Here is a 10,950-nt window from a genome sequence, read left to right on the forward strand (position 1 = left end):
TAGCCGGACCCGCCACGCGGTCCGGGAAACTCTGGCATAGACCCGGAGGGCGTGGCCCTCCGGCTATTGAACTATCCTTCAGTTACGGTGACGCTGGCGCCGCTTCTTCAGTCGGACTTTCCGCCTGTGGAGCGGCTACCTCATCAGCAGGCTCTTCCGTTTGTTCCTGCGTTTCGATCAGCGGTCCTGTCCCTTCGGCGTTCAGGCCCAAACGGCGGTTGTGCTCGGCGATTGGCTCCATATATTTCCGTTCGCCGTCGCTCGCGATCACTACGTCCCACAGTGGGAAGTTCTTGTCGACTTCTTCATCACCCAGATCGAGATCCAGCTGCTGCAAGATACTGTTGTAGTCGTCGACGTATTCCATCAAGTCGGAACCGGTCGTCGAATCGTCCTTGAGCGAGGGAAATGCTTCGTAGACATTCGCCCACAGATCAAAGCTTTCTTCAAACAACTCGCGGGCCTTCAACAGGTCGGCGTCTTCCTTGAACGCTTGATTACCCAAGTAAGCTAGCTCACGGGCTCGCAGCGCGTCGGCCGTTTGCTCGAAGTCACACCGCGTTTTCCAATACTCATAGTTCGCCACTTGCCGGTTGTTGTTGATCAAGAAGATTCTGTCGTTAAGTTCCTTGATCCGGTTAGCCAGTCGGTTGGCATCGCCCGCTTTGTCTGGATTCTTTTCAGCCACGCGAGCGGCGATCTCATCCATCGTCACCTCAAGCTGTGCCTGTCCGTCACTGGCGAGCATGTTCTGCTGCTCACTGCGCAAATTCTCGGGCACACCCATCGCGGCAAGCATGTCCTTGGGAAGCTTCGCCCGCTTTTCAGCGACGATCTCCGCCCGCACACCCTTCGCCAGGGCGTCAAATTCCGATTGCAACTTGGCAACTTCCAATTCCCAACGAGTGAGATTGCCTAACTGAATCATCGTCCCCCGCGACGAACGCATTTCGCGGTTGCCGTAATCCTTCCACAGGTTCGACGCCGTCCGCCATGCCGCGCGAGCCCGCTCTTGGAACACGCCGTCCTCTTCAATCGCTTCGGAATAGTTGATCTGCGACATCGCCGGGGCGGCAAAGAACGTCGTCGGGTTCTTCTGTCCGATGCTCTTCTTTTTGTCATCGACTACCGAAATCGATTCGTCGTAGACACCCTTTGAGACCAGCCAGTTGTCGCGCTGTTCCTGCGGCGGGGGATTGCCGTCGTGGAAGCTGTTTTGGAAATCGTCGTCCGCCTTGAACAGCCGGCGATATTCAATGTGCTCGTCCGCCCGACCGATTTTATTGCCGATGAACCAGCCCAACTCGGCGAGCAAATGGGGATTGTCGCGGTTGTACTTGGTCCCTTCCTTCAAAAAGTTAATACCACGCAGCACGTAGGCAAAGCGGTCGCGAATGTCGTCCAACTCCACCGACACATTGTAGGTCAGGTTCCACGCTTGATACTTCCAGAACGAAATGAAGTAAGGCTGTAACTTGGCGAGTTGCTCCAGCGTTGCGCGAAAGTTGGTCCAGTCTTCTTTTTTCTTGTATTCGTTGGCTTTGCTCCACAGCATCGACACCGCGATGCCGCGCAAACCCAAAGTGGCCATGCGGATCGTTTCGCTCGCGGGATCGATTTCGCCCAAGTCCGATTGGCCGAGCTCATACTCTTTGCGCAATTGGGCCAACTTGCCGCCATCGTCTTCGAGCGTCGAAGGCGAACCCAGCTGGGAAATGGGAAACAGCAAGATCGCCAACAAGACGACGTAAATAATCTTGCGATGAAATGACGAGTTCTCGTTCATCGTGCGACCTCACGAGTACGCAGCAAAAAGTATCCTAAAATTGACAGCCCAATCACGTAAGCCAGACAGATCGTCAAATCCTGGAAGACCTTATCCGCCGGAACGTCGAAGCCCAACGCCGCAAACGCCACGGTGCTCAACGCTGAAAAGTCTGGCAGCACCTGGGCCATCGTCAACATCAACGACTTGAACACCATGTCGACCCCTTGGATCAACGTGGTGGTGAAGCCTTCATCCAACTTGACGATGATATTCTTCTGCGTGATCAACCGATAAAACGATTCCACCGGCCCGCCGCCGTACTCGGTTCCCATCGCCACGCCGACAAAAAACGGCCGGAAGAAACCAAGCACGATGAACGACACGGTGAACAACATCGCCACGGGCCCGCTCAGCAGCGTGCTCGCGGTGACGCCTATGGCGATCACGATCACCATCTGCACCCAAATGCTCGCGTAGACCTTGATCCAGTTCAACAAGGGCGACGCGTCAGGGAGTCTCAAGTACATATCCGGCTGGGCAAAACCGAAGTACTGGCCCCCTTCCAAACACTGTACGCGGATTTCGAGTTCACCGTTCGAGCTGACAAAATCTTTGTAAAGATCATATTCCTTGTCGTCTGTCCCGCGCAACTTGCGGGGAATGATCCGCTCGTCGATTTTCGCATCCAATGCCGTAAAGGGAATTACTTCGCTTGCCAGCCCGGTTTCCGGGTTACGGACCTGAATCGAGCCGGTGATTCCTTTGCCAATCGTCCCTTTGTGGGTGCGGAAAACGCGAACGATCAAGCCAATCGGCAAGCCCGACACTTCACCATTGTCGTAATTTAAAGCAGAAGATATATCGTCGAACGTCCAGATTGCGGTCGCCTGAGTATTGCCGTCGACGAAGCTGCGGTAGGTCCATTCGCTACCGACGCTAATACCACGTTGCTTGGGCACGCCTTGGCGATCGATGAACGTCAGCTTACCCCAACGGGGCACGCGGGCTCGCATGATCCCCTCAGCTCCCTGCACGACCGAGCGGTCGCCCCGCTTCACAATCGGATGGGTGTGGCCATAGTTATTCAGAGCGATGCCTTCGCCCTCGGCATTGAGTTCAACTTCGTGCCGGTGGTAGTTATTACGCGAAGTTCGGCCATCCTGCCCGATAAATTCGCCCGCCGCGTTTTGAACCTTCTTCAAGCTGCCGATTTCAACTTCGTGCGTGTGATCGAGTGACCGGATCACAAAGATGTAGCTGCACACCCCCATGATGAGCAGCAAGATTGTGCCCACAAGCGTGAAACCCAATGTGCGACCCATCACGATTTCGCCCGCTCGCACCGGCTTGGTGACAATCGTGTAGATCGTCTTGTTCTTAAAATCAGCCGGCAAACTGAATGTGCTCAGCAGCAAGGCAATGCCCAGCACCAGATAGGTGGTCGCGGTCAGCACAAAGCTGATATACAGCTTCGCCGGATCTTGGTGATCGGTCCGCAAGAACCAACTCGCAAACACGAGGATGATAAAGAACACCACCAGTGCGACAATGACTCGTCGCCGCCAGGCTTCCTGCATCGCCAGTCGTGCCAACGCCCACACCCGGCGCGGCGATGTTTCCAGCAATTCGCGCACGCCGTTGGTGATCGTGCGATAAACAAGATCACCGCCTCGAAGCAAACCGTGCCGCGTTGCCGCCACAATGAAGCCCAGCACGAGCCCCAAGAATGAAAGCCCGAGGGCAATCAGCAAGAAGCGAGGCAGCGCGCCGATCGAACTGGCACTGCCACTCCACAGCCACTGGAAATACGGAAGGATTTCTTCTTCGAGAATCATGGCGAAAGAAAAATCTTAAACATGGAAAGAGGATGGAGAACGCTGCGAGCGATGCCTTACACCGAGGTGACCCTTACGCTGAAGTCGATTGTTCGACATTGGCTCGCCGCCCCGGCCGGGCTTCACTATCTCGCACAATCGATAGGAACAACTCTTCGAGCGTTGTGCTCGGGTTATCCATCTCGATCAACTCGCCATGATGCCGCGCGATTACGTCGCGAAGCTCGTTTTGACATTCGGCTGACAAATTGCGGGCCCGAATTTGCGTCACATCGGCCACCGTGAGCAGCGTGTCCACGCGGCCCAATTCTTTGAGCTCGCCCTGATGCAAAATCGCGATGCGGTCGCACACGTCCTGCACGTCGGCCAACAAGTGGCTGCACATCACCACGGTTTTGCCTTCTTCCTTGAGCCGCAGGATCATATCCTTCATTTCCCGCGTGCCGATGGGATCGAGACCGCTCGTGGGTTCGTCGAGCAAAATCAACTCGGGATCGTTAATCAACGCTTGGGCCAAGCCGATACGGCGGGTCATACCCTTGGAGTATTCTTGCAACTGCCGCTTACGCGCCTTGTCGAGCCCCACCATCTTGATCAGTTCGTCGACCCGTTTTTTGCGAGTCTCAGCCGGCATATCAAACAGCCGGGCATAAAAATCGAGCGTCTCTTCGGCATTCAAGAAGCGATAGAGATACGATTCCTCGGGCAAGTAGCCTAGCCGCTCGTTTTTGGAAACGTCGGTCGCACGCTTGTTGAAGACGAGCGCTTCCCCTTCGGTGGGGAACAGCAGCCCGAGAATCAGCTTGATCGTGGTCGTCTTGCCCGAGCCGTTCGGCCCCAGCAAACCAAAAACTTCCCCCCGCCGAATTTCCAAATCGAGAGGTTTAAGAGCCCGCACCTTTTGCCGGCCCCAGAAGTCGCGATAGACCTTGCCCAAGGCCCGCGTCTGAATAACGATTTCGTCGCTCATAAAACCACTTGGATGAGAAAATGAAAAATATAAAAGCCGACCCGTGGCGAATCGGAAAGCTCGCTTGGCGCGGATTTGGTCAGTTACCGGTACGTCACCGCTAGCGGAGGTGTTCACCGGCCGTCACCAAGCCCCCGGCAACCCCTCAAAACCGCTGGCCGCCGTCGCCCGAAAGTAAACTGCCAGTATAAGTTACGTCTCGCCGACCGGCAAGAATGGCCTCGTCACGCCGTCGGGACAAAATTGGCCCGATAAGCTGATACCTGCCTTTGCTTTTACTCGCAGAACCAAGATAGAATGCAGCTATGGAAGTGTTGCAGCCGCAATATGTTGCAGCCGCAATATATTGAAATTCGACAGAACCGGGACAATCAGCCCCGCCCCTATCTCGTGGGCACCCGAGTTCGCGTTTAGGATATCGTTTTCTACCACGAGAGACTCGGGCAATCCCCAGACGAAATTGTCCGCAGCTTTCCTCATCTTACCTTGGCGCAAGTGCATGCCGCCTTGGCTTATTACTTCGACAATCGCGAAGCAATCTGGCAATGCATTCGCGAAGATGAAGCCTATGCGGCTTCGGTCAAGCAACAGCTAACTGGTGGACCGGTTGTCAGCACAGGACTGAATGTTGATGCTATTGATACCCCGGTTTCACCTGACTTCTTGCAAAGAATAACCGCGACTCGACAAACCGCCGGTTAATCCCGGTGATCCAGCTGATCGCTTTTACCAACAGTTTGCCAGCACCTCTGGTTCGGACCGCAAGTTGCAGTCATTGTGGCGGAGCGGGCTACACGCGAAAATGTGCGAAATAGGTTGCTAATTCGATCTGGCGCTAGTTTCTGTAATATTGTCTGCACTGTGCGTCGCAAAACCACGTGTGTCGCTTGACGACCAGCTACTCCATTCTATGCAGCTCAACTAAAGAGGATCAGTTGATGAAGATCACAATTCACTTTGCCGGACTCGGATTGATGCTGATCTCAAGTGCCGTCTTGGCCCAATCTTATCCGTCTCCCATTCCGATTAGTTCCTTGGAAGTCGGCATCCGCGACGTTGCTCGTATTCCCAGCCCCGGGAGTGGCAACATGCCTCGCATGAGCGTTGCCACGCGTGATCCGCTCGGTCGCTTGATGGTGAACGACCAACGTGGCCCCATGTACACGGTGAATGTCACTACGGGGGCAGTCGCCGAATATTTTGATATCCGCGATTACACGGGGACGAATTTGATTTCAGGTGGCGAACAGGGATTTCAAGGATTTGCGTTTCACCCCGATTTCAATACAACCGGTGCCCCCGGCTTTGGCCGGTTCTACACATTCCACTCCAGTAGCAATATCACTCCGACCCCCGACTTCTCACCAGGAACGGGTCCATCCACGACCCATGACGAAGTTCTGCTCGAATGGCGCACGGATACCCCCACAGCCGCGACGTTCACTCCGGCGAACTCTTCGCAGCCTTACCGCGAACTGCTCCGCTTCGATAAACGGTACGGTAACCATAACGGCGGCAATGTGGCTTTCAATCCCCTCGGAGGTGCCGACCGCAACAATCTTTACATTGCCATGGGTGATGGTGGCAGCGGGGGCGACCCTTTCAACGACGGGCAGAATACGAATACCGGCTTCGCCAAGATCTTACGAATTGACCCCCTCGGCACAAACAGCCCCAACGGTCGGTACGGCATCGTTGCCGACAATGTGTTTGCCGCCGACGGCAATTCGAACACTCGTGGCGAGATCTATTCCTACGGCTTACGCAATCCCCAACGCTTTGGTTGGGACACTGACAACGGTGACCTCTACATCGCCGATATCGGTCAGGACTCAACGGAAGAAATTAATCTGGCCGTTAATGGTGGGAATTTTGGCTGGGATGTTCGCGAAGGCTTCGGCATCACTACTGGAGGCTACCTCAATCCCGTCGCCGAATATCGCCACACGGTGGCCGCCGCGTCGCACCCATCACCGCTCCCTTCAGGCTGGGCCGTCAATAGCGATGCCATCACGATGGGCGAAGTCTATCGCGGCACCGGAATTCCAGAACTCGATGGAATGCTCATCGCGGGCGACAACCCAAAAGGACAATTCTATATCCTCGACGTGGACACCGATCCTCTCAACGGCGGCGGCGAAGGCTGGAACGAGTTGATCCCCGTGAACGTCACCACAGGCGAAGAACGACGGCTCATATCGCTCATCAACGCCGAGCGCACCAACCTGGGGCTCGGCAATGCGAATCGTGCGGACCTGCGATTCAGCGTGAATACACCTGGTGAAGTTTTTGTTTTAAATAAACAAGACGGTGTTTTGCGCATGCTTGTACCGCTAACGACCCCTGGTGATTTCGATGCCGACGGCGACGTCGATGGCCGCGATTTTTTGACCTGGCAGCGAAATCCGTCGGTCGGCGACCTTGCCGATTGGCAAAACAACTACGGCGTGGGCGGTCTCGCTGGTGGGGCAGCCATACCAGAGCCAACAAGTTTAGTTTTGCTGATAGGCACAGCACTTATCGCGGTGAGCCGGCGATCTGCCCCCAGTGTGGCACGACACTCCGTGTCGTGATTCGGTGAGTGAGATGACACTTCGCTCCGTGATTAATTTCGACACGGAGTGTCGATCGACAATGGCCGCAACGTAGCCATTACTCCGACCGCGAGCAAACTCACCAGCCAGTTTGCCTGCTCGGGAACTTGGTAAACTTCCGCTGCGGATGGTGCATTTCTATACCCCATCTGCCAAAACGCGAGTTCAGCCGAATTGTAGGGAGAGATTGATTCGCCACGCTGCCACGTCAAGAAATCGCGGCCATCGATATCACCATCTGAGTCGAAATCCGCGCTCACCGGATTGAGATTATCGAAAATGTTCTGCGTAATGCGTGCATACAAGCGTGCATCATTGTCAATCGAAGTATGCGTGATCGACGTGTCGCCGAATAAAACTTCCGTATTGATGTTTGTCGCTCCCGTGACAACATGCACGCCCTGCGGTTCGAAGAAGCCACCGGTCGAAATTTGAAAATAGTTGAACCCTACGTCAACATTAGTTGGCAGCACATTGTTGACCCCGCCATCGAAATTGGCGACCGAATCGATTTGAATCGTCAGATCAACTCCAATACCTTCCGGCTTGAGCTCGTTGTTGGCAACTTGCAATGCACTGTGACCACCAAAGCTGTGGCCAATGAGCACCAAGGTCGCCCGCTCGCTCGCGTTGGCGAGAATCCAGTCCGCCGCCTCGCTCTGTTCGGACCATTCAAAAACTTGGCCAACGTAATTCGGAATTCCAGCAGACACCAAATGGGCATTCAAGTAGTCCATCCCAGCATTTGAGCCCGCGAGAAAACCTGTAAACAACACAACTTGGTTGGTGAGCGCAAAGGCGGCGGAAGCACCGCAAGCAGTCAAGCCAATTACGCAGAGAATCAAACAGCGATACAGCCATTGTATCGGCGAGTGATGTCTCATGAGAAAACGAGTTCCGCCCATCCTTACCTCGCCACATCAGGAACAGTCGAGATTCTGATCCGACCATCATAGCAGGTTTTCAATTTCGACAATCAAGCTCTTCTCCGTGCGAGGTAAAACATTCACGAAATATCTTTGGCCAGAAGATTTGGCCACCTACTTGTGATATGTTCGAGCTAATGGACTACCCTACGCCGCGAAAATGTAATCGCTTTTAAAAGACTAAAGACGCATTGCTCAGGTTGGCCACAACCAAGCGGTCGCAAACCAAGCAAACCTCGCCAAGCTGGCAAACCTGATGGGGGAAGACCGTAGACAAGGGATGGTAGGACGGTAGAGAGGAATTTACTGGCCTCATAGCAACTTGTTCACCGCTGGGGCATGAGCAAGTTGAAGAAGTTGAACAAGATGATCAAGTTCAAACTTCAAATAAAAACCACGCAGATTTTCTACCCAAACCACGAGATACAGGAGTGACATCGCACCGACACGCAATACTTAGAGCGCGATTGCGCGGGGAAAAACGAGAGCGAAAGCTACCAGATCTTACGGCCGGTACGCCATGGCCAGTACGACTGGGGCCGCGCGCCGAACCGCCATTCCATGCCCGCCGTGAGTTGTAGATTGTTGAGAGTGTTGACGCCGTCAGAACCGAAGGTGAGGTTATCCAAAATTTCCACCCGCCACGCCAACCAAGGAAATTGATGCCACTCGGTGCCGATGCCAAACGGCATTGTCACGAGCGTCACCTTTTCTTCGGTGCCGGCATCGTTTTGGTAATTAATCCGAGCCATGCCACCGCCAAGCAATGCATAAGGACGAAATTTTGAATCACCCCAGGGAGAATATTTTATGTCGAAGTCGGTGATGAAATAATTGCCGTTGTAAGGTTGTTCAGCGGCATTAGGTTCCGAGAAGTTTGGATGCGCCCATCCCAACCGTAATTCGTAACCCCAGTAGTAATCGAAGTCATAGCCGAGTCGCACACCAGCCATCACTTCGTTGTCCATATTCAATTCGTCGTCGATCACCAGGGGACCAATAAACCAATCCGCATGAAAAGGTCGGTTAAGCCAACTCGTGCCTTCCATGGGCAAGCCTTTACCAGTGTAACGGCCCGAGGTCGATGAATGATGCAACCCAAAGTGCCGCATCCAATCGATCGGTTTGACGGAAGGATCGTTCCATTTCACGAGCGTTTCTTCGGGCTCTTGAGTTTCGTCTTCGACAATCGGTTCCCAGTGATCAAACTTCGCCGCATCGGGCGACATGACTTCTACTTCTTCTTCAACTTTAAAGTCGAAGGACGAGAGATTGGCCCGCGATTGTTCGTCGAAGGGATCGTTTTCAGCAAACACCGGCACCGTGGCAAACAGCAATACACTACAACACGCGCAGCGCACGGCGCTAGCGAGAAAGGCACGCATCGATTGTGTGAAGACCGCGTCCATGCGCATCCACAACGTGATGATAAGAAAAGAAAACGCCCATTTCACGCGGTCGTTTCTTGGAAACGGAAAGCGCGAAATGGGCGGGGATTATGGCGGCGGCAGCGACTGGTGTCAACGCTGCCGTTATTGGACGCTAGCAGTCTCAGCGACTTGCGAATTCTGCGGGTCGGCAATCGTTTGCTTGCCAACTTCCACCTGCGTTGCTGGCGGAGCGACGGCAGGTGCTATCACTTCAGCCGAAACCGTCAGGGCGGCCGTGCGGTTCGGACGGTCAGTGGTAATCGTCACGGGAACTTTCACCGCACCAGGTTGATCGCCAGGACGATACGTGATCTCAACCAAATGCAATTCCTTCGATTCTTGATCCGTGTTGAAGCTGAAACAGTTGTCGCCGCAGTTCACGTCAAGAATCTTGAACGGTTTCTTGCCGCGGACGACGACTTTCTTGGTAATCGGTTCGCCAGCTTTCACGTTACCCAATACAAGGGTTTCAGGCGTGACAGAAATCTCCGGCACGACTTGCCCACCAATAAACAAGGGAATCCGCTGGCTATCCGCCCGTTGGTCGTTGGTTATGATCGTGAGTTGGTCCTTGACGAAACCAACCGGTACGTTGTCTTTGAGCCGCACAACCAAGTTGTAGTTCACCTTGCCCATCGTGCGGGGAGCTTCTTCCATTTCGACTTCGAAGAAGTCGTTGTCATTGGTGACGTCGACAATCTTCCAGTCGCTGCGGCCGGCATAGCTGACATTAATACGCTGTTCGCGGACTTCGCCCTCGTCGACCTTGCCGAATTCGACAGCACCGGGAGCAATGACGACGTCGCCGCGGATGTTGCCGTGTACGCGGACTTGAACTTCGGCCGGATACGGGGCCCCGAAACTGACGGTCAATGTCGCACCGTGCATACCAACGAATGTGTGAGTATTGAACTTGGCGACGAGATAAGCCTTCTCGTAGGTGCCAATCGTATTGTTCTCGATCGTAGGCGAGGTGCAGCCGCAGCTCGACCGCACTCCCAAAATCTTCATGGGTTGCTTATAGAGATTCGTGATCTCGAAGCGGTAGATGGTTTCCGCTCCGCGGGCAACCGTGCCGAAGTCGTGTTCCTTTGTGTTAAACATCTTCTCGGCCCATTCCTGGGCAGGAAGTTGACTCACGGTGAAACTGGCGGCCACAACGAGGGCCAGACAAATAGTGCGCAACATGGCAGATGTCCCCAAAAAACGTGAACGGCCTGATTGCGCAAATCCTTTTGCAACGGGCATTTGAAAACTTTCCCTGCTAGCAAGCAGTACCAAATTATTGTAAGGCGTAGGGTAGTTTACCGCAGTAATTACGTAAGAGCGAAGAAATGATTTAATCAAAACCATAATTTTTTGCTTTTTTAACCCCTTTTGGGTAGAGCAGTTCCTTGAGGCGAACTTTTGCCCACACCGTAGGATCT

The 10,950-nt window shown here is 54.0% G+C and carries 8 protein-coding genes; 2 read left to right on the forward strand and 6 right to left on the reverse strand.

The annotated features are described in order from the left end of the window. Window positions 1–82: 82 nt before the first annotated feature. The 3 genes from SH678x_RS15900 to SH678x_RS15910 form a co-directional block, all read right to left on the reverse strand. Window positions 83–1,786, reverse strand: coding sequence for a hypothetical protein (locus tag SH678x_RS15900; RefSeq protein WP_496919437.1), 1,704 nt, complete (start codon window positions 1,784–1,786; stop codon window positions 83–85). Next, window positions 1,783–3,603 (reverse strand): ABC transporter permease, encoded by a 1,821-nt coding sequence (locus SH678x_RS15905; RefSeq protein ID WP_496919438.1) that lies wholly within the window; start codon window positions 3,601–3,603, stop codon window positions 1,783–1,785. The genes SH678x_RS15900 and SH678x_RS15905 overlap by 4 nt, the downstream gene beginning before the upstream one ends. Before the next feature lie 73 nt (window positions 3,604–3,676). Continuing rightward, complete coding sequence (locus tag SH678x_RS15910) at window positions 3,677–4,573, reverse strand: ABC transporter ATP-binding protein (protein WP_496919439.1); 897 nt, start codon at window positions 4,571–4,573, stop codon at window positions 3,677–3,679. A gap of 417 nt (window positions 4,574–4,990) precedes the next feature. Between SH678x_RS15910 and SH678x_RS15915 the strand changes: the two genes are divergently transcribed. Continuing rightward, window positions 4,991–5,275: a DUF433 domain-containing protein gene (locus SH678x_RS15915; protein ID WP_496923078.1), complete on the forward strand. Its 285-nt coding sequence runs from the start codon at window positions 4,991–4,993 to the stop codon at window positions 5,273–5,275. Between the two features lie 236 nt (window positions 5,276–5,511). Continuing rightward, window positions 5,512–7,146 (forward strand): PQQ-dependent sugar dehydrogenase, encoded by a 1,635-nt coding sequence (locus SH678x_RS15920; RefSeq protein WP_496919440.1) that lies wholly within the window; start codon window positions 5,512–5,514, stop codon window positions 7,144–7,146. A 32-nt stretch (window positions 7,147–7,178) separates the two neighbouring features. On the opposite strand, the gene SH678x_RS15925 is transcribed toward SH678x_RS15920, so the two are convergent. From SH678x_RS15925 to SH678x_RS15935, 3 genes are all read right to left on the reverse strand, one after another. After that, complete coding sequence (locus SH678x_RS15925; RefSeq protein ID WP_496919441.1) at window positions 7,179–8,051, reverse strand: alpha/beta hydrolase; 873 nt, start codon at window positions 8,049–8,051, stop codon at window positions 7,179–7,181. Window positions 8,052–8,587: 536 nt separating this feature from the next. Next, window positions 8,588–9,547, reverse strand: coding sequence for an outer membrane beta-barrel protein (locus SH678x_RS15930; RefSeq protein ID WP_496919442.1), 960 nt, complete (start codon window positions 9,545–9,547; stop codon window positions 8,588–8,590). Window positions 9,548–9,625: 78 nt separating this feature from the next. Continuing rightward, window positions 9,626–10,711, reverse strand: coding sequence for a DUF1573 domain-containing protein (locus SH678x_RS15935; protein ID WP_496919443.1), 1,086 nt, complete (start codon window positions 10,709–10,711; stop codon window positions 9,626–9,628). Window positions 10,712–10,950: the final 239 nt, after the last annotated feature.

The organism is Bythopirellula superficialaquae (assembly GCF_059632245.1).